Source organism: Rhodococcus maanshanensis NBRC 100610 (assembly GCF_001894865.1).
In the GTDB taxonomy this organism is placed as follows: Bacteria; Actinomycetota; Actinomycetes; order Mycobacteriales; family Mycobacteriaceae; genus Rhodococcus_G; species Rhodococcus_G maanshanensis.
Map to the genome: position 1 here is coordinate 69,038 of NZ_BCXA01000002.1, position 22,304 is coordinate 91,341.

Here is a 22,304-nt window from a genome sequence, read left to right on the forward strand (position 1 = left end):
GACGAACGGGCGGTTTCCCGGCAGGCCTCTCGACCGATGCTCAGGAAACCGCCCGTTCGCGGTGGTGCAGAAGAACTAGCTCAGGCGCTCGAGCACCATCGCCATGCCCTGGCCGCCGCCGACGCACATGGTCTCGACGCCGAAGGTCTTGTCCTGCTCACGCAGGTTGTTGAGCAGGGTGTTGGTGATGCGGGCGCCGGTCATACCGAACGGGTGGCCAAGGGCGATCGCGCCGCCCGAGACGTTGATCTTGTCCTCGTCCAGGTCGAGCGCGCGGGCGGAGCCGAGCACCTGCACCGCGAACGCCTCGTTGATCTCGTACAGGTCGATGTCCGAGGTGGTCATCTTCGCGTAGCCGAGGGCCTTCTTGACGGCCTCGATCGGGCCGAGGCCCATGATCTCGGGGGACAGGCCGGTCGCGGCGGTGGCGACAACGCGCGCCAGCGGGGTCAGGCCGAGGGCCTTCGCCTTGGTGTCGCTCATGATGACGAGCGCGGCAGCGCCGTCGTTGAGCGGGCAGGCGTTACCGGCGGTGACGGTGCCGTCGGGACGGAACACCGGCTTGAGCTGGCTGATCTTGTCGTAGCTGGTGCCGGCGCGCGGGCCGTCGTCGGTGGACACGACGGTGCCGTCGGCGAGGGTGACCGGGGTGATCTCGTTGGCGAAGAAGCCGCGGTTGATGGCCTCCTCCGCGCGGTTCTGGCTGCGCACGCCCCAGCGGTCCTGGTCCTCGCGGCTGATGCCGGTCAGCGAGGCGACGTTCTCCGCGGTCTGGCCCATCGAGATGTAGATGTCGGGGGTCAGGCCGTCCTCGCGGGGGTCCTTCCACGCGATGCCGCCCTGGGTGGCCAGCTCGGTGCGGGCCTGCGCGTCGGCGTACAGGGCGTTCTTCGTGCCCGGCCAGCCGTCGGCGCTGCCGGTGGCGAAGCTGGAGACGGACTCGACGCCGGCGGAGATGAACACGTCGCCCTCACCCGCGCGGATGGCGTGCATGGCCATCCGGGTGGTCTGCAGCGAGGAGGAGCAGTAACGGTTGACCGTCACGCCGGGCAGGAAGTCGTAGCCGAGCGTGGTGGCGACGACCTTGGCGATGTTGTAGCCGGACTGTCCGCCCGGCTGGCCACAACCCATGATCAGGTCGTCGATCTCGGTGGGGTCCAGCTCCGGGATCTTCGCGAGGGCCGCGGCGACCATCTGGGCGGCCAGATCGTCCGGACGGATGTCCTTGAGGGAACCCTTTCCGGCGCGGCCGATGGGCGAGCGCACGGCGGAGACAATGACTGCCTCAGGCATGGAGAACTCCTTGTGTTTCGGTGCGTCGTGGTCGACGCGTGACTGGACGATTTGTCTCAGACGTTACGTGGCGCTCGCGGCGCGCTGACGACGCCGTCGGTCATCGACGATCTTGAGCACTCCTGAGGTCGGTTCCGGGGCCACCTGATCGGTTCCGGGCTCGCCCCGGCTGGCCCGGCGCTCGGTGTCCCGGCGCCACAGGAACCGGTTGGCGGCCTCGGTGATCCGGGCGACGGCCCGGCGCGACTCGGCGGCCTCGGAGACCTCGGGCAGCTCGGGCAGCGGACCGCCCTCCCATTCCCCGAGCGCGGTGGCGAGGACGGGCAGCAACTGCTGGGCCGCGAGCTCGTATCCGGCCGCGGAGGGATGGAAGTGATCGGCGGAGAACATGGTGTCCGGGGCGGCAAGGAACTCCGGCGCGAGCAGGTCGGCAAGCGCGACGGGGTGGCCGCCCGCTCGTAGCACCGCGGCGGCCTGCGCCCGGGCCAGCCGGTGGCCCCACTCGCGCACCACCGATCGCAGCGGCTGCGGGATCGCGGTGACCACCCCCAGGTCCGGACAGGTGCCGACGACCACAACCGCGCCGGCCTTGCGGAGCCGTGCCACCGCGTCGCCGAGGCGCCGGGCCGAGGCGTGGACCGAGTTCTTGGCCGTGACGTCGTTGGCGCCGACCAGGATCACCGCCGCGTCCGGTGGTGGGCCCGCGATGAACATGGCATCGACCTGACCCTTGAGTCCCTTCGAGGTGGCGCCGCCGATCGCCTTGGTGGACAACCAGATCCGCTTGCCCGTCTCCTCGGCGAGGCCGCGGGCCAGCAGCACCCCCGGTACCTCGTCGGCGACCGCGCAGCCGACCCCGGCCGCGGTCGAGTCGCCGAAGATCATCAGGTGGATGTCGAACTCGGCGCCCAGCCGCCAGCGCTCTGGGGCCTCGCACCCGGCGGTGTAGATGCCGTCGGCCTCCGGCGGTTTGGCGACGTTGCGGCCGATCACCCCGCGCGCGGCGGTGGCCTGGCCCATCAGGTAGTTGTAGAGCGCCCACGAGGCGGTGCCTGCCGAGGATCCCGCGACGACCGCGGCCGCGCTTGCTTTCGCGGCCGTTTTCCATCCGCTGGTGGGCACCGGATCCACCCCTCCGCTCGTCGCGAGTGCTACCGGCCACAAATCTAGTGCGAAAGCCCGCGCGGCGTGGGGTCGGCGCGCGAGCGCCCGCAGACATCAAGAGCGGAGCCGGAGGAGCGACCCTCGAGAAGGGACCTGGTGTTGCCCCCGCGGCGCGCTCTGGGACCATGTAGGCATGCGCATCGCGGATCATGTCGTCGACCTCATCGGAAATACTCCGCTGGTCAAGCTGAACTCGGTGGTCGAGCCCGGCTCGGGACTGGTGGCCGCCAAGATCGAGTACCTCAACCCGGGCGGCAGCTCCAAGGACCGGATCGCGGTCAAGATGATCGACGCCGCCGAGGCGTCCGGCGAGCTGAAGCCCGGCGGGACCATCGTCGAGCCGACGTCGGGCAACACCGGCATCGGGCTGGCGCTGGTCGCGCAGCAGCGCGGCTACAAGTGCGTCTTCGTCTGCCCGGACAAGGTCAGCGAGGACAAGCGCAACGTTCTCAAGGCGTACGGCGCCGAGGTCGTGGTGTGCCCGACCGCGGTGGCACCGGAGCACCCGGACAGCTACTACAACGTCTCCGACCGGCTGGCGCGGGAACTGCCCGGCGGCTGGAAGCCGAACCAGTACTCCAACCCGGGCGGGCCGGAGAGCCACTACGAGACCACGGGCCCCGAGATCTGGCGGGACACCGAGGGCAAGATCACCCACTTCGTGGCGGGCGTCGGCACCGGCGGCACGATCACGGGCACCGGCCGCTACCTCAAGGAGGTCTCCGGCGGCAAGGTCAAGATCATCGGCGCGGACCCGGAGGGCTCGGTGTACTCGGGCGGCACCGGGCGGCCGTACCTGGTCGAGGGCGTCGGCGAGGACTTCTGGCCCACCGCCTACGACCCCTCGATCCCCGACGAGATCATCGCGGTCTCCGATGCGGACTCGTTCGAGATGACGCGGCGCCTCGCCCGCGAGGAGGGCCTGCTGGTCGGCGGCTCCTGCGGCATGGCCGTTGTGGCCGCGCTGCGGGTCGCCGAGCGCGAGCCCGACGCGGTGATCGTCGTGCTGCTGCCCGACGGCGGCCGCGGGTACCTCTCGAAGATCTTCAACGACAAGTGGATGGCCTCGTACGGCTTCCTGCGTACCCCGCTGGACGGCAAGGTCCACGAGCCGACGGTCGGCGACGTGCTGCGGGGCAAGTCGGGCGAGCTGCCCGACCTGGTGCACACGCATCCGTCGGAGACGCTGCGCGACGCGATCGAGATCCTGCGCGAGTACGGCGTCTCGCAGATGCCGGTCGTCGGTGCCGAGCCGCCGGTGATGGCGGGCGAGGTCGCGGGCAGCGTCACCGAGCGGGACCTGCTCTCGGCGGTGTTCGAGGGGCGGGCGCAGCTCGCCGATCCGGTCGCCAAGCACATGAGCCCGCCGTTCCCGCTGATCGGCTCGGGCGAGCCGGTGAGCGCCGCGACCAAGGCACTCGGCGACTCGGATGCGCTGATGGTGGTCGACGACGGCAAGCCCGTCGGCGTCATCACCCGGCACGACCTGCTCGGATTCCTCAGTGCCGGGGGATAGCTCGATCCGAGCCCGCCCCGCCAGGAGCCGTTAGGATCCCCGCATGGGGGAGACGAGAGCTCGGGTGGGGATGGTCGCCGTTGCGGTCACCGTGCTGGTGTCCGGATGTTCGACGGTGACGAGCGGTACGCCGGTCGCGGAGTCGGAGGGGTCGGGCGCGGTGGTGGAGCTGTCCGCGGGCGAGGCGCCTGACTGCGCGACGATGGCCGGGGCGCTCGGCCCACTGGTGGCCGGCATGGCGCTGGCGAACCAGACAACGCTGCCGGGCTCAACCGACCCGCTCTGCCTGTGGTCGGACGGGGACTTCACCGGAGCCCAGCGCAATCTCTTCGCCAGCGTCAAGGGCAACGGGTTCACCGAGGCGATGCTCGAGGCCTCCAATGGGAAGACGAGCATGGGCGTGGTCGACGAGCCGCGCGCCGACGCGCTGAATGGGCTGGTGATCAAGGTCAACGACACCGTGTACACGCTGACGATGGCCGGTCGCAGTGTCGATGTCGGCAGCCACGGCAACCAGGGGTACACGGAATCGGAGTACATCGACGCACTGGTCGCGGTTGCCCGATTACTGACGCAATAGCGGCTCGCTAGGCTTACCGGCATGAGCGAGCACAGCAACGCAGAGCACGGGTTCTCCACCAGGGCCGTTCACGCCGGGTACGAGCCGGATCCGCTGACCGGCGCGGTGAACGTGCCGATCTACGCCAGCTCCACCTTCGCCCAGGACGGCGTCGGCGGCATGCGCAACGGGTTCGAGTACGCGCGCACCGGGAACCCGACCCGGCGTCCGCTCGAGGCCAACCTCGCCGCCCTCGAGTCCGGCACCTACGGTCGCGCGTTCGCGTCCGGCATGGCGGCCACGGACTGCCTGCTGCGCTCGGTCCTGCGTCCCGGCGATCACCTGGTGATCCCGAACGACGCCTACGGCGGCACCTTCCGGCTGATCGACAAGGTGTTCACCCAGTGGGGCATCGAGCACACGCCCGCCGCGGTGTCCGATGTGGACGCGGTCCGCGCCGCGATCCGCCCGAACACCAAGCTGGTGTGGGTGGAGACCCCGACCAACCCGCTGCTCAACATCGGCGACATCGAGGCGCTGGCCGGGGTCGCGCACGAGGCCGGGGCAAAGCTGGTGGTGGACAACACCTTCGCGTCCCCGTACCTGCAGCAGCCGCTCGGCCTCGGCGCCGACATCGCGCTGCACTCGACCACCAAGTACATCGGCGGGCACTCCGACGTCGTCGGCGGTGCGCTGGTCACCGACGACGAGGAACTCGACACCGCCTTCGCGTTCCTGCAGAACGGCGCGGGCGCGGTGCCCGGCCCCTTCGACGCGTACCTGACCATGCGCGGCATCAAGACCCTCGCGCTGCGGATGGAGCGGCACAGCGAGAACGCCGAGAAGATCGTCGACCTGCTCACCGGCCACGCCGCGGTCTCGCAGGTGATCTACCCGGGCCTCGAGTCGCACCCGGGCCACAAGGTCGCGGCCAAGCAGATGCGCCGCTTCGGCGGCATGATCTCGGTGCGCCTCAAGGGCGGCAAGCAGGCCGCGCTCGACTTCTGCTCGCGGACCCAGATCTTCACCCTGGCCGAGTCCCTCGGCGGCGTCGAGTCGCTGATCGAGCATCCCGGCGCCATGACCCACGCGTCGACCGCGGGCTCCGCCCTCGAGGTCCCGGACGACCTGGTCCGGCTCTCGGTCGGCATCGAGGACGCGGCCGACCTCCTCGCCGATGTGGAGCAGGCACTGAAGTAGGCGGCTCCGCCGCCCGTGCGCGGTTGGCGAGTCTCAAGACTCGTCAACCGCGCACGGGCGCCGCAGGCGCCTTACGCTGGCGCGATGGAACTCGTGACGAGGGACCAGATCGCGGCGGCGGCGGAACGGCTCGCCCCGGTGATGCGCAGGACGCCGATGCTCGCGTCGCGGGTGCTGTCGGAGCGCTGTGCCCACGACGTGTGGCTCAAGTGTGAAAACCTCCAGCGCACAGGCTCTTTCAAACCCCGCGGTGCCTACAACCGGATCGCGAACCTGACCCCCGAGCAGCGGGCGGGCGGCGTGGTCGCGGCCAGTGCGGGCAACCATGCCCAGGGCGTGGCCTGGGCCGCCAGCCGGCTCGGCATCGAGTCCACGGTCTTCATGCCGGTCGGGGCGGCGCTGCCGAAGCTCGTCGCGACCAGGGCGTACGGGGCGACGGTCCACCTGCGCGGGCACACCGTCGACGAGGCGCTCGTGGCCGCCGAGGAGTTCGCCGCGGCGACCGGCGCCGTGCTCATCCACCCGTTTGATCACGTCGACGTCGTCGCGGGCCAGGCCACCGTCGGGCTGGAGATCCTCGAGCAGCTGCCCGAGGTCGGGACCATCGTGGTGCCGACCGGCGGCGGCGGGCTGCTCGCCGGGATCGCGGCCGCGGTCCGGGACTCCGGCCGCCGGGTGCGCCTCGTCGGCGTGCAGGCCGAGCAGGCGGCGGCCTGGCCGCGGTCGCTAGCCGAGGGCGAACCCGTCGAGGCGCAGGCCCTGTCCACCATGGCGGACGGGATCGCCATCGGGCTCCCGGGTGCGGTGCCGTTCGCACACGTCAACGCCCTGGTGGACGAGGTGGTCACGGTCAGCGAGGACGCGCTGTCCCGGGCCCTGTTGCTGTGCAGCGAGCGGGCCAAGCTGATCGTCGAGCCGGCGGGGGCGGCGGCGGTGGCCGCCCTGATGACCTGCGCGGCTGACCAGCTGCGGCTGGAGGGGCCCGTGTGCGCCGTGTTGTCCGGCGGCAACATCGACCCGCTCCTGCTCACCCACGTGATCACCCACGGCCTGCGGGCCGCAGGCCGCTACCTGGTCGTGCGCGTCACCATCCCGGACCGGCCCGGCGGGCTGGTGCGGCTGCTGGGCGTGGTGAGCGAGCGTGGCGCCAGCGTGGTGGACGTCGTGCACTCGCGGACCGCGCGCGACCTCGGCCTCGACGAGGTGGAGGTGCTGCTGACCCTGGAGACCCGCGGACCCGACCACCGAGACGAGGTACTGGGCGCCCTCGGCGCGGCCGGCTTCGCCGTGCGGGTGCAGGAGTAGGCGCTCCGCGCCCGTGCGTGGTCGACGAGTGCGGAGACTCGCTAACCGCGCACAGGCGGCGTAGCCGCCTGTGCCTTCACGGCCAGCCGCAGAGCCGGGTGACCCGGAAGTCCCGGTCCACCAGCCGGGCGGGCAGCCCGACCTCCTCGAGCCAGGCGAGCGTCTCCTCGCCCCCGCGGACCGCCGCCCTGCTCGCCGCGGCCGCGGCAAGGGCCGAACCGGCGACCACCGACACGGTGCGCCAGTGCGGCGCCTCGGCGGGATTCGGGTGCAGCGGGCTGACCGTGCTCGCGGTCGCGAGGCCGGAGCCGGACGGGATCGAGACCTGGCAGGACGGGTCGCCGGGCAGGTCCTCGACCTTGATCTGCCAGCCGCTGCGCGGCTGCGGGCCAGCGGTCGCCACGTCGCCGCCCAGGCTGACCAGCACCCCGCAGCCGAGCAGTTCGGCGACGGCGCCGGCGCACCGGTCGGCCGTGACGGAGCGGGCGGTCGCGGACACGTCGAGGGTGAGCCCGGCGGGGAGGGTGACGTCGTGGCCGCGGACGGTCACCGAGCGCCACTGGTTCGGGCCCTCGCCCCCTGAGGTGGGGTCGAGCGTGCCCGCGGTCAGCTCGGCGGCCAGGAGGGCCCTGCTGACCTGCTCGGCGAGCAGGACGCTCACCCGGGTCGTGGTGCCCGCGGACCGGTTGAGCGCGGCTATCTCGGAGTCTTCGCGGGTGGCGTTGGTCGCGACGTCGGCTGCGGCCAGGTGGCCGCGGACCATGTTCCAGGCGGACTCCAGCATCTCGGGCTCGGACACGACCACCGTCGCGCGCACGCCCCACATCGACCAGCTCTTCGCGGCCTTGTCCGCCGCGAGCGTCACGACCCGCCCGAGATCACGTCGAACTGACCGGCGCCGCGGGTGACGATGGGGCCGCCGACGCTCGAGCGGTTCGACTCGGCGGCCATGACGGTCCCCGAATCCGAAGACGGGGCGTCTCCGAGCACCAACGAGCCACCGGTGAGGGACCCGACACCGAGCGCGCCGACGATGCCGGACGCCGCGACGGCACGGCGCAATCGGGACGTTCGGTGCGGTTGCTCTACGGGTCGCTCACTCATGACGACCAGGATCCACCGTGAGTCTGAGAGAGACCTGAGGGTCTGCTGAATTTCTCGCTCTTGCGCCCGAATGTCGCGGCGCGCGGGCATACGCTCCGTGAGTGCGCAGTTTTCCCCGCCCGAAGTGGGCCGATTCGCCGGCAGATGCACAGTCGGCGGCGGCTAACGCCGGACCGGCACGCCGCGATACAGGCGTCGTGTGGGTTCGGGAAAAACGGTTCGATCGATGTGATCGAAATCGCCCCGCGGCCGGGTCGGGGGACCTAGCGTTGCACCTGATGGCCCGCTCGAAGTTTGGAGTTGCGAATGCCGGTTGATCCAACGGCGGTGATCGTGGCAGTTGCCACTGCCCTCGGCGGCTTCGTTCAAGGAGCCGACATCCCATTACCGGTGAAGGATCAAGCAGCACAAGCGATTCAGTCTTTCGAGGCGTCGGCGCCCGCGGCGTCGCAGCAGATCAACGACATCATCGGGATGCTGCCCGAACAGGTGCAGGGGCAGGCGCAGCAGGCCGTAACGGATGCGGCTGCCGCAGTGGAGGATTCGCTCAAGCCGTACCTCCCACCCGCCCCGCAGGCCCTTCCCGGACTGCCGGCCGCGCCCGCCGTGCCACCGCCCGCGGTGGTCGCGCCACCGGTGCAGGAGTCGCCCCGCTACACGGCGCCGCCCGCGCTGCAGGCGACCCCGATCGGCGGCGACCCGAGCCGAGCGCTGCCCGGCGCGTTGACGGACCTTCCGGAGTTGGCGATGGCCCCGATCGGTGCGATCGCGGTCTTCGTGCCGTGGCTGAAGAAGGCGGGCGAGATCTGCGAGGGCATCAAGCCGCCGGTCCTCGCCGCGCTCTATTCCGCGGAGAACGGATTCCGGTACGGCCCAACTGCGCCGGTGTCGAGGGACGGAGCCCGCGGCCCCGGTCAGTTCATGCCGGGCACGTGGGCCAAGTACGGCAAGGACGCCGACGGCGACGGCAAGGCGGACATCCTCGGCGTCGCGGACTCGGTGATGGCGTCGGGGCACCTGCTCTGCGACATGTACACCGAGATCGAGGGCTGGCAGAAGCAGGGCCTGGTCAAGGGCGACACCCTCGACCTGGCCATCGCCGGGTACAACGCGGGGGTCGGGGCCGTGCGACGGTCCGGCGGGATGCCGTCCGGACTGCCCGACTACGAGAACCAGACCAAGCCGTACGTGGCGAAGATCCGGGCCACCGAGGCCCGATTCGCGGGGATCCTCACCCCGTTGGTCGGCAACTTCGGCGACGGGATCGGCGGCAAGATCGTCGAGGCCGCGCTGCGGTACCTCGGCCTGCCCTATGTCTGGGGCGGCGGCAACATCAACGGACCCTCCGGCGGCGGCTTCGACTGCTCAGGCCTGACGTCCTACGCGGTGTACGCCGCCACCGGCGACCTCCTGAAGCTGCCGCGGACCTCGGAGACCCAGTGGGGCGTCGGCGAGGAGATCCCGCTGGTCGAGGCCAGGCCCGGCGACCTGCTGTTCGGCAACTGGCAGTCGGGCGGGCCGGGCCACGTCGCGATCTACATCGGCAACGGGCAGATGGTGCACGCCCCGCAGACCGGCGACGTGGTCCGGGTCGGCCCGGTGTTCGACGGGATGAAGGTCCGCCGGATGGTGTGACGCGGCTCCGCGGCCTGTGTGCGCCGCCCTAGCGCGGCGGTTCAGGGACCGCACCGGTACCAGCCCCCAGCAGTGGTTGTTGCAGCAGCGCACCGACCACGCCCGGCTGCTGCTCGAATCGACCGACGAGACGGTGGACCGGATCGCCCGCGACACCGGCTTCGGCAGCGCGGTGAGCCTGCGCCACCACTTCCACCGCATGCTCGGCACCAGTCCGGCGGCCCATCGCGCCCAGTTCCGCGGCGCAGCGCACTGATCACCGTTGCAACGGGGCGCGTCCCGACTTCGACAACACGAAACCCCGGTCCGAGCCGAGGCTCGAACCGGGGTCCGGGATGAAGAATTGTGCGCGTTCTGTACCCCGGTGAGGGTGCGAAAAGCGCACGGGCGGCGTAGCCGCCTCAGCTGTGGTACGGCTCCGCGCTGACGAGCGTCACTTCCATGGTGCCGCCGTTGGGGAGCGTGTACTTGCGGGTCTCGCCGACCTTCGCCTCGAGCAGCGCGCTGCCCAGCGGGGAGTTGGGGGAGTAGACCTCGAGCTTGTTGTCGCGGGCACCCTCTTCGCGGGTGGCGATCAGGAAGGTCTCGGTGTCGGACTTGTCGCCGTCGTAGTAGACCTTGACCACGGAACCGGGCAGTGCCACACCGGACTGGGTCGGCGCCTCGCCGACCTTCGCGCTGTTGAGCAGCTCCTGGAGCTGGCGGATACGGGCCTCCTGCTGGCCCTGCTCCTCGCGTGCCGCGTGGTAGCCGCCGTTCTCCTTGAGGTCGCCTTCCTCGCGTCGCTCGTTGATCTCGGCCGCGATGACCGGGCGGTTGGCAATGAGCTGGTCGAGTTCGCTCTTGAGCCGGTCGTGTGACTCCTGGGTAAGCCAGGTCACCTGGGTCTCGGTCATGCTCGATCACTCCTCGTAGTCGGGACCCATCCGGGTCCCCTGGGCGGGCCACTGAACTCCAGTGGCCTTCGGCGACGAGAGCGCCCCTACCCCCGGTGGTCGGATCCCCCCGGTTCGCTCAGTCGAGTGAGCGGTGCACCCTGCCGCTACGCATCTATACGCAAATGCAGCAATACACGGTTCCAAAGCCGGAACCGTGTACCCGAGGATTCTAGCACGAGCAGGGATTTCTCCATGAAGATCGCACTTGTGCGGCCCGGGAGCGGCCCGGTCCGGTCAGCCGGTGGTCAGGTACTCCGGCACGGTCGTGCCGCAGCCGTAGATGTCGGCGATGGCGGGCCGCTGCGACGTTCTGATCAGCGTGGTCACGTCGACGGTGCCGCTGTCCGACGGTCCCAGGTACACCTCGCGCCTGCCGGTCTCGGAGCCGTCCTTGGACCTGGCCCGCACGATGCAGACGGCGGGTTCTGACGGGTCCTCGCGGGTCACGGTGAACCGGATGCTGATCGTCGACTCGTCCACCAGGTTGTAGGCGATCGACTGACCCTCGACGTCGTCGCCTGCGAACTTGTTGTACGCGAAGAAGGCGAGCGCGAGCCCGAGGAGCACGACGCCGATGGACAGGATGATCGCCACCACCCGGGATCCGCGCAGATCGCGCGTGGGCGTCGGGTAGCGGTCGGCGGGAGGCGTCTCGGTCATATCGCTCAGCTCTCGTACAGCGGCACCGGGCCTGCGGCGGCCCGGTCGGCGTACCTCGCGTGCTGCTGGGGCGGGGCCACGGCTGACGGCGGAAGTACCGGGTGGAACTATAGGGGAAGGACAACGGTGCGTTGTCGGCGGACGTCGGCGTCGGACCACCACGTCGCTACAGGCGAAGCTGAGGTGAAGGAGCACTGTGAGCGGATTGCGTCTCATGGCCGTGCACGCCCATCCCGACGACGAGTCGAGCAAGGGTGCCGCAACCACGGCCCGGTACTCGGCCGAGGGCAACGAGGTCCTGGTGGTGACACTGACCGGCGGCGAGCGCGGCGACATCCTCAACCCCGCGATGGATGTTCCCGGCGTGCGCGACCGCATCAGCGAGGTGCGCAAGGAGGAGATGGCCGAGGCCGCTCGCATCCTCGGCGTCCAGCAGCTCTGGCTCGGCTTCGTCGACTCCGGGCTGCCCGAGGGCGACCCGCTGCCGCCCCTGCCCGAGGGCTGCTTCGCGCTGGTGCCTCTGGAGGAGTCCACCGAGGCGCTGGTCAAGGTGATCCGCGAGTTCCGTCCGCATGTCATCACCACCTATGACGAGAACGGCGGATACCCGCACCCCGATCACATCCGCTGTCACGAGGTGTCGATGGCCGCGTACGAGGCCGCGGGCGACTCCGAGCGTTTTCCCGGGGTCGGGGAGCCGTGGGAGCCGTTGAAGCTCTACTACTCGCACGGCTTCATCCGCAAGCGCCTGCTCCTGTTCCAGGAGGAGTACGACCGCCGCGGTGAGGAGTTCCCGATGGCGGAGTGGCTGAAGAAGTGGCGGACCGAGCAGGGCGACCTGATGGCGCGGGTGACCACCCAGATCGTCTGCGGTGACTACTTCCCGCAGCGCGACGATGCCCTGCGTGCGCACGCCACCCAGATCGACCCCAACGGTTCGTTCTTCGCGGTGCCGCTGGAGATCCAGCAGAAGATCTGGCCGACCGAGGAGTTCGAGCTCGCGAAGACGAGGGTGCGCACCGCAATCCCGGAATCCGACCTGTTCGCAGGCATCGACCACGTCGGCTACGGCCACCCCGAGGAGAAGAAGTGATCTTGGCAAGTGCGGCCGGCTGGCTGGCACAGACCCCCAGCAACCCGGTCGGACCGGAGTTCGGCAAGGCCTCACCGATCGGCTTCGTCATCATCGTCGCCCTGCTGGTCGGCACGGTGCTGCTGGTCCGGTCGATGAACAAGCAGCTGCGCAAGCTGCCCGACACCTTCGAGCCGGAGCATCCCGAGCTCGATCAGGCGGCGGACGAGGGCACCGATCGGGGCGCGGCGGGCGAGCCGCCCACCGACGGGAAGAACGCCGAACCGCCGACCGGCTCGGCGAGCTAGGCAGCGCGGCGTGTCGGCCCTGGCACGGAACACTCTCGGCGGGGCGACGAGCCCCTACCTGCGTCAGCACGCCGACAACCCCGTGCACTGGCAGCAGTGGGGTCCGGAGGCGCTGGAGTGGGCGCGCGTGCGCGACGTGCCGATCCTGCTCTCGGTCGGCTACTCGGCCTGCCACTGGTGCCACGTGATGGCCCACGAGTCCTTCGAGGACGAGGCGACCGCGGCGCTGATGAACGAGAACTTCGTCTGTATCAAGGTGGACCGTGAGGAGCGGCCGGACCTCGATGCGGTCTACATGAACGCGACGGTCGCGATGACCGGCCAGGGCGGCTGGCCGATGACCTGCTTCCTGACCCCCTCGGCCGAGCCGTTCTACTGCGGCACCTACTACCCGACGGTGCCGCGCGGCGGGATGCCGTCCTTCACCCAGCTGCTCGAGGCCATCGCGGACACCTGGCGGGGCAGGCGCGGCGAGGTCGAGGAGGCATCCGCCGCGATCACGGCGCAGCTGACCGCCAACGCGGCCGGTGTCCCCGGGGGACAGGTGGTCCTCGACGCGAACCTGCTGGACGCCGCGATCGTCGCCGCGCTGCGCGACCAGGACCTCGACAGGGGCGGATTCGGGGTCGCGCCCAAGTTCCCGCCGTCGGCATTGATGGAGGGGCTGCTGCGCGGCTACGAGCGCAGCGGAGACACGAAAGTGCTTGCCGCGGTGGAGCGTACCGCAGAGGCGATGGCGCGCGGCGGAATCTACGACCAGCTGGGCGGCGGGTTCGCGCGCTACTCGGTGGATGCCGACTGGGTGGTCCCGCACTTCGAGAAGATGCTCTACGACAACGCCCAGCTGCTGCGGGCCTATGCCCACCTGGGGCGGCGGACGGGGTCGGCGCTGGCGATCCGGGTGGCCGAGGAGACAGTCGAGTTCCTGCTGCGGGACCTGCGCACCGAGTCCGGTTGTTTCGCCTCGGCGCTGGACGCCGACACCGACGGCATCGAGGGCCTGACCTACGCGTGGACCCCGGACGAGCTGCTCGCGGCCCTCGGTTTCGAGGACGGTGTTTGGGCGGCCGGGCTGCTCGCGGTGAGCTCCGCCGGCACCTTCGAGGCGGGCACCTCGGTGCTGCAGCTGCCCGCCGATCCCGAGGACCCGGCGCGCTGGGAATCGGTGCGGTCGAGGCTGTTCGAGGTGCGGTCGGGTCGCCCGCAGCCGGGGCGTGACGACAAGGTGGTCACCGCGTGGAACGGGCTCGCCGTCACGGCGCTGGCCGAGGCGGGCGCCGGGCTCGGCCGCCCCGAGTGGGTCGAGGCCGCGGCGCACTGCGCCCGGACACTGCTCGACGAGCACCTGGTCGACGGCCGACTGCGCCGGGCCTCGCTCGGCGGGGTGGTCGGTGACGCGGCCGCGGTGCTCGACGACCACGGCGCGCTGGCGGTCGGGTTGCTGGCCCTGCACCAGGCGACCGGCGAGCTCGAATGGCTCACCCGCGCAGAGCAACTCATCGACCTGGCGATCGAACACTTCGCCGATCCCGCGGAGCCGGGCAGCTGGTTCGACACCGCGGACGACGCCGAGGCCCTGATCACCCGGCCGCGTGACCCCTTCGACGGGGCGACGCCGTCGGGAGCGTCCACGATGGCGGAGGCGCTGCTGGCCGCCGCGGCGCTGGCCGGCCCCGAGCGTTCCGCCCGGTACGCCGCGGCCGCCGCGGACACCCTCGACCGCGGGGCGCTGTTGCTGGCGCGCGCGGCCAGGTCCGCGGGCCACTGGCTGGCCGTTGCCGAGGCCTCGGTGCGCGGACCGATTCAGGTCGCGGTGTCGATGACCGGTGACGGCGCCGACCTGCTGGACACGGCCCGACGCGAGGCGCCAGGTGGGGCGGTGGTGATCGGCGGTGCGCCGGACACGTCCCCGCTGCTCGTCGACCGCCCGCTGGTCGACGGGGACCCTGCCGCGTATGTGTGTCGAGGGTTCGTCTGCGACCGGCCCGCGACGGGCGTCGACGAGCTGAGGGCCGCGTTGGCGCGCTAGCAACGCCGGCGCTCCCCACACCGGGAAGCACGGTCCCTGCGGGCTCGAAACCCCTATTGACAACAGCGCCTTGTCGATTCGTCGTGAATCTGTTGTTTCAGTTCTGCTGCCACTCGCTCTAGTGTCGATCCGAGATGGACGTCCACTGTGGACGTCCATCTCGTGCGCGGTCACCATGTCGAGGGCCTGGCGTTCGTGTGTTGTGCAGGCCCCTGCCGGTGGCGCGGGCAGCCTCGGCTCACCCGGTGGCTCCGACTCCAGCGGGGCGCAGGTGCGGATGTGGTGTCCGGACAGTCGGCCAGTGCGACATCGGTACCCGCGCGAATCCGGTCGGCCGGCTGCGAAACAGGCCCCGATGGATCCGGGACGATTGGGGGAAATCGCATGACCAACGCAATGGCTGCCGGTGCTCGCACCGATCTGGTTCAGCCCGCCATCAGGCCACCCGTTGGGCTCGGCGACAACGAGGGCTGGCGTGCAGGCGCCCAGTGCGCCCAGTCGGAACCGGACGAGTTCTTTCCGGACCGCTGCCGGCCGGAAAACGTCCGCGCCGCCAAGGAAGTCTGCCACCGCTGTCCGGTCGCGGCCGAGTGCCTCGAGTATGCCCTCGGCGCCGCCGAGCCGTTCGGAGTGTGGGGAGGAAAGACTCCGAGGGAACGGCGCCGCATGCGTTCCGGCCGCCCGATCCCCGGGGCGGCCGGTGATTGAACCAATCGTCCGCTGCTGCCTCCGGGAAACGGAAGGGACCAATTCGGCTTTGTAGGGCGTGGATTGTGAGCAATTGAGTTCGGCGGCGGAAGCCGGCCACAGTGCATCCGCCCGTGACGGCGATCGGCCTCGGCCAACACGGTCCGCACGCACCCGTGTGGCCGGGCTGACACGTGTCTGCCATGTACCAGCAGCCCAGGCGGGGTGCACCGTGCTGGGTACCCGACGAAGGATGAGAATGCGAACTGCCACTGCACGATCCAGGACTCACGCGATCGGCACCGTCATCGCCGTGTCTGCCGCCGCCGCGACTGTCCTCGCCGCGGCGCCGTCTGCCAGCGCGGCGCCGGCCGCCGGCGCGGGCCCGATCGTCTACCCGGCCTCGCTCCAGGACGCCTTCTATGGCACGCCCGCCGACATCGCGGACCGGCAGCCGGGCGACGTACTCGCCGCGCGATCGGTGCCCGCGCCTCTCGGGTTCATCGACACCGACGCGGTGCAGCTCAAGTTCCGGTCGACCAGTTCGGAAGGCAAGCCCATCTCGGCGGTGACCACGGTGTTCTCGCCGCGCAACGCCGCACCGGGCCGCCCGCTGCTGTCCTACCAGCAGATCATCAACGCCCTCGGGCTCGGGTGTGCGCCGTCGACGGCGATGTACACCGACGATCCGGAACCCGCGATTCGAGCGACGCCCGCGTTGAACGTCGCCATCCAGAAGGGTTGGTCGGTGGCCGTCCCCGATCACCTCGGGCCCAACAGCGCGTACGGCGCGGCGAAGGTCGGTGGGCAGATCACCCTCGACGGGGTCCGGGCGGCCCAGCGGTACGCCGCGCTCGGGCTGGCCGCGAGCCCGGTCGGTCTGGCCGGTTACTCCGGCGGCGGAATGGCCACCGCGATGGCCGCCGCGATCGCCCCGACCTACGCGCCGGAGCTCGAGCTCGCCGGCAGTGCCTACGGCGGTGCCCCGATGAACATCGACAAGATGGCCAAGGCCCTCGGTGAGCAGAGGCATCCCGTGTTCGGGCTCGCGATGGCCGCCGCGCTCGGCCTCGAGCGCGAGTACCCGGACCGGATGCCGGTCAGCAGCCAGCTCAACCAGGTTGGCCGGGACCTGCGGGACCGCATCGCGAACGCGTGCACCAACGAGATCATCCTCTCCGGCGCCGGTCGATCCATCGCCGACGTCGCCGACCCCGCGGTAGGACGTGCGCTGCTCGACAGCCCGCCGGTGCAGGCGGTGCTCGCCGAGAACAGCGTCGAGAACGTTGCCTCCGTGCCGAACGCGCCTGTGTACGAGTGGCATTCCGGCACCGACGTGCTGATCCCGGTCGACTCGATCACCAAGACGATGCGCCGTTACTGCGACGCGGGTGTACCCGTTCAGTCCGAAGTGGTTTCGAGTCCGGATCACCTCTCGGCCGCGGCGATCGGTCTCCCCGGCGCGTGGAAGTTCCTCGAGGACCGCTTCGCGGGCGTCGCGCCGATCTCGAGCGGCTGCTGACGTGAGCGTGGAGCGACCCTCAGTTGACGACGACGAGCCACACCGCGATGTAGTGGCACAGCGCCGCGATCACGGTGCCCGCGTGGAAGAACTCGTGGTGGCCGAAGGTGGCGGGCCAGGGGTTCGGCCACTTGGTGGCGTAGAGGATCGCGCCGACGCTGTAGAGGACCCCGCCGACCGCGAGCAGGATCAGCGGCAGCCAACCGACCTCGTCGACCAGTTGTCCCGCGACCGGCACGATCGCCCACCCGAGGATCAGATAGAGCGGGACGCCGACCCAGCGCGGCGCGGTTGGCCACAGCATCTTCAGCGCCACCCCGGCCAGCGCGCCCGCCCACACCACGGCAAGCAGCGTCCGGCCGGTCTCCCGGGGCAGTGCGAGCAGTGCGAACGGCGTGAAGCTGCCCGCGATGAACAGGAAGATCATCGAGTGGTCGGCGCGCTTCATCCAGATCCGGCTGCGCACGGTCGTCCAGTGCACCCGGTGGTAGGTGGCACTCACGCCGAACACCCCGCACACCGTCACGGAGTAGATCGCGGTCGCGACGGCGGCCCGACCGGATTCCTGCGCGGCAAAGGCGACGAGCGCGGCGCACGCGATCGCCGCGACGACGAATGCCCAGAGGTGGATCCAGCCCCGCATCCGCGGCTTCACCGGCGGCGCTGCGAGGTCGAGTTCGGACATTGCTGCTCCCGGGCGGTCGTGAACCTACGGTGGCGTAGGTTCGGGCGTCGGAGGCCACTGTAGCGGCCGCCGGAACCGCCCGAAACGGGGTGAGACGACGATTACAGCGGCGGCCGTCGCGGCCGTACCCGAGCCGCGTAATGTGGGCTCTCGTGGTGATGTCCAGGTGAAGGTCCCGAACCTGCTGTACAGCATCTACGAGCGACGCCTGCGCCGTCAGCTCGAGGGGCTCCAGCACCCGCGACACGTCGCGGTGATGTGCGATGGCAACCGCCGGTGGGCGAGGGAGAACGGTTTCACCGACGTCAGCCACGGTCACCGGATGGGTGCGCTGAAGATCGCCGAGTTGCTCGGCTGGTGCGACCAGGCCGGCATCGAGATGGCAACCATCTACCTGCTCTCCACCGAGAACCTGCGGCGCGAACCGGAGGAGCTCGACACCCTCCTCGAGATCATCACCGATGTGGTGGAAGAGATCTCGGGCCCGGGGCAGAACTGGAGCGTCAAGATAGTCGGCACCCTCGACCTGCTCCCGGAGGATCAGGCCCGCCGCCTGCGGGAGGCCGCCGAGCGCACCGCAGGGCGCACCGGCACGCACGTCAACGTCGCGGTCGGCTACGGCGGCAGGCAGGAGATCGCCGACGCCGTGCAGTCGCTGCTGCGCGAGAAGCTCGACGAGGGCCTGTCCGGCGACGCACTGGTCCGGGCGATGTCCGTGAAGGGCATCGACGGGCACCTCTACACCTCCGGTCAGCCGGATCCTGACTTGGTGATCCGCACCTCGGGGGAGCAGCGCCTGTCCGGCTTCCTGCTGTGGCAGAGCGCGTACTCCGAGATCTGGTTCACCGAGGCGTACTGGCCGGAGTTCCGGCACGTCGACTTCCTGCGCGCGCTGCGTGACTACGCGGCCCGGCACCGCCGCTTCGGCGCATAGGCGCTCCGCGCCCGTGCGCGGTTGACGAGTCTCAGGACTCGTCAACCGCGCACGGGCGGCGTAGCCGCCCTACAGCTTGCGCAGCCGCAACCGGTTGATGGAGTGGTCGGCGTCCTTGCGCAGCACCAGCGTGGCGCGCGGGCGGGTCGGCAGGATGTTCTCCACCAGGTTCGGCCGGTTGATCGAGTTCCAGATGTCGTCCGCGGCCAGGGTGGCGTGCTCGTCGGAGAGCCCGGAGTAGTGGTGGAAGTGCGACGTCGGGTCCGCGAACGACGTCTTGCGCAGCGCGAGGAAACGCTTGATGTACCAACGCTCGATGTCCTCGATCCGCGCGTCGACGTAGATCGAGAAGTCGAACAGGTCGGAGACCATCAGGCGCGGACCGGTCTGCAGGACGTTGAGGCCCTCGATGATCAGGATGTCGGGCTGGCGCACCAGGTGGTACTGGCCGGGCAGGACGTCGTACGAGACGTGTGAGTACACCGGCGCCGCGACCTCTTCCGCGCCGGACTTGACCTCGGTGACGAAGCGCAGCAGCTTGCGGCGGTCGTAGCTCTCGGGAAAACCCTTGCGGTGCATGAGGCCCCGGCGCGTCAGCTCGGCCGTCGAGTACAGGAAGCCGTCGGTGGTGACCAGATCGACGCGCGGGTGGTGATCCCATCGCGCGAGCAGGGCCTGTAGCACGCGGGCGGTGGTGGACTTGCCAACCGCGACGCTGCCCGCCACGCCGATCACGAAGGGCACCTGCCGATCCGGGTGCTTCTCGCCGAGGAACGTCGCGGTTGCGGCGAACAGGCGCTGCCGTGCGGCCACCTGGAGGTGGATGAGCCTGGAAAGCGGGAGGTAGACCTCGGCGACCTCGTCGAGGTCGATCTGTTCGCCGAGGCCGCGCAGGCCGAGGAGCTCTTCCTCGGTGAGCACGAGCGGTGTCGACTTACGCAGGGTTCGCCATTGCTTGCGGTCGAACTCGACGTAGGGGCTGCTCTCGCTCACTCGTGCCATGCGCGCACCTGGATCTCGCTCTGCATAGTCGGATTGTGCTCGACACCACTGTGCGTGGCGGCGGCGGGTCGGGCAAGTCGCCGGTGGTTAGGGTGGACGACCATGGACCCCGTTGCACTCGTCCGCGAATACCTGCTGCTCGGACTCGGTTTCGACCGGCTGGAGGAGGGTTTCGTCGACGCCTTCACCGGCGACCAGGCGCTGCGCAGGCAGGTGGAGAACGCGCCGGCGCCCGACCCGCGCCAGCTCGCGCGCCGCGCCGCGGAACTGCGTGACGAGGTGGCCGGCTCCGGGTTGTCCGCTGAACGGGCCGCGTTCCTCGCGGTCCACCTGCGCGCGCTGGAGTGCTCCGCACGCAAGTTCGCGGGCGAGCAGATCGGCTTCGTCGACGAGGTGCAGGCGTACTTCGACGTGCGCATCGAGCCGGGCTCCGAGGACGAATACCGGGCGGCGCACCGGGCGATGGACGAGGTGCTGGGCGGCGATTCCGCGCGCCCGCTGGCCGAGCGGCTGCAGGCCCACCGCGCCGCCGACGAGATCCCGCCGGAGCGGCTGCCGGAGTGCGTCGAGGCCTTCTCCAGCGCGCTGCGCGACCGGGTGCGGGCGGAGTACGCGCTGCCCGAGACCGAACGGGTCGAGTACGAGGTGGTCGGGGACAAGCCATGGTCCGGGTTCAACTACTACCTCGGCGACTACCGGTCGAAGGTGGCGATCAACTCCGACCTCAAGCAGCACATGGCGAACCTGCCGCACCTGATCGCCCACGAGTCGTACCCCGGCCATCACACCGAGCACTGCCGCAAGGAGGCGGGCCTGGTCGGTGCCGGGCAGGCCGAGCAGACCCTGTTCCTGGTCAATACGCCGCAGTGCCTGATGGCGGAGGGGCTCGCCGACCACGCGCTCGGCTCGATCGTGGGGCCTGGCTGGGGGCCGTGGGCCCAGGAGATCTACGCCGACCTGGGGCTGCGCTTCGACGGCGAACGCGCGGAGCGGCTGGCCAACGCGTCGGCGTCGCTGCTCGGAGTCCGGCAGGATGCGGCCCTGCTGCTGCACGATCGCGACCGCAGCCACGACGACGTCGCCGCGTTCCTGCAGCGGTGGACCCTGTCCACCCCGGAGCGGGCCCGGCAGACGCTGCGATTCCTGTCCGACCCGCTGTGGCGCGCCTACATCAGCACCTACGTCGAGGGCTACCGGCTGCTCGGCAGCTGGCTCGATCGCGGAGCCGACGCCGCAGGCCGTTCCGAGATGTTCCGGCGGTTGCTGGACGAGCCGCTGATCCCGTCTGCGCTGCGCTGACAGGCATTGCCTAGACTGGGCATGCCCCTGCCGTAGCTCCCGCTTGGAGATTCCTCGATGACCGCTGTGCCCAGCACCGACGTCAACAATGCTTCGCTCGCCGAACTCGATCCCGAGGTCGCGGCCGCGATGAACGGCGAGCTGGCCCGTCAGCGCGACACCCTCGAGATGATCGCGTCCGAGAACTTCGTGCCGCGCGCGGTGCTGCAGGCCCAGGGCAGCGTGCTGACCAACAAGTACGCCGAGGGCTACCCGGGCCGCCGCTACTACGGCGGCTGCGAGCACGTCGACGTCATCGAGGACCTGGCGCGCAACCGTGCCAAGGAGCTCTTCGGCGCCGAGTTCGCGAACGTCCAGCCGCACTCGGGCGCGCAGGCGAACGCCGCGGTGCTGATGGCGCTGATGAACCCGGGCGAGAAGCTGCTCGGTCTCGACCTGGCGCACGGCGGCCACCTGACGCACGGGATGAAGCTCAACTTTTCCGGCAAGCTCTACGACGTCGCGTCCTACGGGGTCAGCAAGGAAGACCACCGCATCGACATGGACGAGGTCCGCAAGATCGCCGTGGCCGAGAAGCCGAAGGTGATCGTCGCCGGCTGGTCCGCCTACCCGCGGCACGAGGACTTCGCCGAGTTCCGGTCCATCGCGGACGAGGTCGGTGCCTACCTGTGGGTCGACATGGCGCACTTCGCCGGGCTGGTCGCGGCCGGCCTGCACCCGTCGCCGGTGCCCTATGCGGACGTCGTGTCCACCACCGTGCACAAGACCCTCGGCGGCCCCCGCTCCGGCCTGATCCTGGCCAAGCAGGAGTGGGCCAAGAAGATCAACTCCGCGGTGTTCCCCGGCCAGCAGGGCGGGCCGCTCATGCACGCCATCGCCGCGAAGGCCGTCTCGCTCAAGATCGCGGGCACCGAGGAGTTCAAGGACCGTCAGGCCCGCACCCTGTCCGGTGCCCGGATCCTGGCCGAGCGTCTCACCGGCGCCGACGTCGCGGACAAGGGCATCTCCGTGCTCACCGGCGGCACCGACGTGCACCTGGTCCTGGTGGACCTGCGCAACTCGGCGCTGGACGGCCAGCAGGGCGAGGATCTGCTGCACGAGGTCGGCATCACCGTCAACCGCAACGCGGTGCCCTTCGACCCGCGTCCGCCGATGGTCACCTCCGGCCTGCGCATCGGCACCGCCGCGCTGGCGACCCGTGGGTTCGGCGACGCCGAGTTCACCGAGGTCGCGGACATCATCGCGACCGCGCTGGCCAAGGGCTCGGAGGCCGACTTCGCGGCGCTGCGCGCCCGGGTCTCGAAGCTGGCCCTCGACCTGCCGCTGTACGAGGGACTCGAGGACTGGGGTCTGCTCTCCAAGTCGGTCTAGCGTCTGAGCTGGAGTTAACGA

At 70.4% G+C, this 22,304-nt stretch carries 22 protein-coding genes; 14 read left to right on the plus strand and 8 right to left on the minus strand.

Features of this window, described 5'->3' with window-relative positions:
- Positions 1-75: 75 nt before the first annotated feature.
- Both RM1_RS00565 and RM1_RS00570 read right to left on the minus strand, forming a co-directional pair.
- Complete coding sequence (locus RM1_RS00565) at positions 76-1,293, minus strand: acetyl-CoA C-acetyltransferase (protein WP_072749522.1); 1,218 nt, start codon at positions 1,291-1,293, stop codon at positions 76-78.
- A 63-nt stretch (positions 1,294-1,356) separates the two neighbouring features.
- Positions 1,357-2,415, minus strand: a complete 1,059-nt coding sequence (locus RM1_RS00570; RefSeq protein ID WP_083576447.1) for an SGNH/GDSL hydrolase family protein — start codon at positions 2,413-2,415, stop codon at positions 1,357-1,359.
- Positions 2,416-2,590: 175 nt separating this feature from the next.
- Here RM1_RS00570 and RM1_RS00575 point away from each other — a divergent pair, with 175 nt between their 5' ends.
- The 4 genes from RM1_RS00575 to ilvA all read left to right on the plus strand — a co-directional run bounded on the left by RM1_RS00575 (position 2,591) and on the right by ilvA (position 7,037).
- Positions 2,591-3,973, plus strand: coding sequence for a cystathionine beta-synthase (locus RM1_RS00575; protein ID WP_072749523.1), 1,383 nt, complete (start codon positions 2,591-2,593; stop codon positions 3,971-3,973).
- A gap of 43 nt (positions 3,974-4,016) precedes the next feature.
- A complete protein-coding gene (locus tag RM1_RS00580) occupies positions 4,017-4,553 on the plus strand; it encodes a hypothetical protein (protein WP_143069425.1) in 537 nt (178 codons plus the stop codon).
- 21 nt (positions 4,554-4,574) lie between these two features.
- On the plus strand, positions 4,575-5,732 hold the full coding sequence (locus RM1_RS00585; RefSeq protein WP_072749525.1) for a cystathionine gamma-synthase: 1,158 nt from the start codon (positions 4,575-4,577) through the stop codon (positions 5,730-5,732).
- Positions 5,733-5,816: 84 nt separating this feature from the next.
- The gene (gene ilvA / locus RM1_RS00590; protein ID WP_072749526.1) at positions 5,817-7,037 is read left to right on the plus strand and encodes a threonine ammonia-lyase; all 1,221 of its coding nucleotides are present in this window, start codon (positions 5,817-5,819) and stop codon (positions 7,035-7,037) included.
- Between the two features lie 76 nt (positions 7,038-7,113).
- Here ilvA and RM1_RS00595 read toward each other — a convergent pair whose 3' ends face one another.
- Complete coding sequence (locus RM1_RS00595; protein ID WP_245815904.1) at positions 7,114-7,902, minus strand: FAD:protein FMN transferase; 789 nt, start codon at positions 7,900-7,902, stop codon at positions 7,114-7,116.
- Entirely contained in the window at positions 7,899-8,141 is a 243-nt protein-coding gene (locus RM1_RS00600) for a hypothetical protein (RefSeq protein WP_143069426.1), read from the minus strand. The genes RM1_RS00595 and RM1_RS00600 overlap by 4 nt, the downstream gene beginning before the upstream one ends.
- Before the next feature lie 306 nt (positions 8,142-8,447).
- Here RM1_RS00600 and RM1_RS00605 point away from each other — a divergent pair, with 306 nt between their 5' ends.
- Positions 8,448-9,776 (plus strand): C40 family peptidase, encoded by a 1,329-nt coding sequence (locus tag RM1_RS00605; protein ID WP_072749528.1) that lies wholly within the window; start codon positions 8,448-8,450, stop codon positions 9,774-9,776.
- A gap of 16 nt (positions 9,777-9,792) precedes the next feature.
- Positions 9,793-10,032 (plus strand): helix-turn-helix domain-containing protein, encoded by a 240-nt coding sequence (locus tag RM1_RS00610; protein ID WP_072749529.1) that lies wholly within the window; start codon positions 9,793-9,795, stop codon positions 10,030-10,032.
- Positions 10,033-10,177: 145 nt separating this feature from the next.
- On the opposite strand, the gene greA is transcribed toward RM1_RS00610, so the two are convergent.
- Together greA and RM1_RS00620 are read right to left on the minus strand one after the other, a co-directional pair.
- Positions 10,178-10,672: a transcription elongation factor GreA gene (greA, locus tag RM1_RS00615; protein ID WP_027501048.1), complete on the minus strand. Its 495-nt coding sequence runs from the start codon at positions 10,670-10,672 to the stop codon at positions 10,178-10,180.
- Between the two features lie 276 nt (positions 10,673-10,948).
- Positions 10,949-11,374: a DUF4307 domain-containing protein gene (locus RM1_RS00620; protein WP_072749530.1), complete on the minus strand. Its 426-nt coding sequence runs from the start codon at positions 11,372-11,374 to the stop codon at positions 10,949-10,951.
- Positions 11,375-11,570: 196 nt separating this feature from the next.
- On the opposite strand from RM1_RS00620, the gene mca reads away from it, so the two are divergent.
- The 5 genes from mca (at position 11,571) to RM1_RS00645 (ending at position 16,992) form a co-directional block, all read left to right on the plus strand.
- Positions 11,571-12,467: a mycothiol conjugate amidase Mca gene (gene mca / locus RM1_RS00625; protein WP_072749531.1), complete on the plus strand. Its 897-nt coding sequence runs from the start codon at positions 11,571-11,573 to the stop codon at positions 12,465-12,467.
- Positions 12,464-12,754 carry a hypothetical protein gene (locus RM1_RS00630; RefSeq protein WP_072749532.1) on the plus strand — a complete coding sequence of 97 codons (291 nt, stop codon included), beginning with the start codon at positions 12,464-12,466 and terminating at the stop codon, positions 12,752-12,754. The genes mca and RM1_RS00630 overlap by 4 nt, the downstream gene beginning before the upstream one ends.
- A 10-nt stretch (positions 12,755-12,764) precedes the next feature.
- Positions 12,765-14,783: a thioredoxin domain-containing protein gene (locus RM1_RS00635; protein WP_072749533.1), complete on the plus strand. Its 2,019-nt coding sequence runs from the start codon at positions 12,765-12,767 to the stop codon at positions 14,781-14,783.
- A 384-nt stretch (positions 14,784-15,167) separates the two neighbouring features.
- Positions 15,168-15,491 (plus strand): WhiB family transcriptional regulator, encoded by a 324-nt coding sequence (locus tag RM1_RS00640; protein WP_218019664.1) that lies wholly within the window; start codon positions 15,168-15,170, stop codon positions 15,489-15,491.
- Between the two features lie 238 nt (positions 15,492-15,729).
- Entirely contained in the window at positions 15,730-16,992 is a 1,263-nt protein-coding gene (locus tag RM1_RS00645) for a lipase family protein (RefSeq protein WP_072749534.1), read from the plus strand.
- Between the two features lie 19 nt (positions 16,993-17,011).
- On the opposite strand, the gene trhA is transcribed toward RM1_RS00645, so the two are convergent.
- Positions 17,012-17,677, minus strand: coding sequence for a PAQR family membrane homeostasis protein TrhA (gene trhA, locus RM1_RS00650; protein WP_072749535.1), 666 nt, complete (start codon positions 17,675-17,677; stop codon positions 17,012-17,014).
- Positions 17,678-17,843: 166 nt separating this feature from the next.
- Here trhA and RM1_RS00655 point away from each other — a divergent pair, with 166 nt between their 5' ends.
- Positions 17,844-18,611: an isoprenyl transferase gene (locus tag RM1_RS00655; protein ID WP_072749536.1), complete on the plus strand. Its 768-nt coding sequence runs from the start codon at positions 17,844-17,846 to the stop codon at positions 18,609-18,611.
- Between the two features lie 69 nt (positions 18,612-18,680).
- Here RM1_RS00655 and coaA read toward each other — a convergent pair whose 3' ends face one another.
- A complete protein-coding gene (gene coaA / locus RM1_RS00660) occupies positions 18,681-19,613 on the minus strand; it encodes a type I pantothenate kinase (RefSeq protein ID WP_072749537.1) in 933 nt (310 codons plus the stop codon).
- A gap of 102 nt (positions 19,614-19,715) precedes the next feature.
- Between coaA and RM1_RS00665 the strand changes: the two genes are divergently transcribed.
- On the plus strand, positions 19,716-20,912 hold the full coding sequence (locus RM1_RS00665; protein WP_072749538.1) for a DUF885 domain-containing protein: 1,197 nt from the start codon (positions 19,716-19,718) through the stop codon (positions 20,910-20,912).
- 57 nt (positions 20,913-20,969) lie between these two features.
- On the plus strand, positions 20,970-22,283 hold the full coding sequence (gene glyA / locus RM1_RS00670) for a serine hydroxymethyltransferase (RefSeq protein ID WP_027501037.1): 1,314 nt from the start codon (positions 20,970-20,972) through the stop codon (positions 22,281-22,283).
- Positions 22,284-22,304 lie beyond the last annotated feature (21 nt).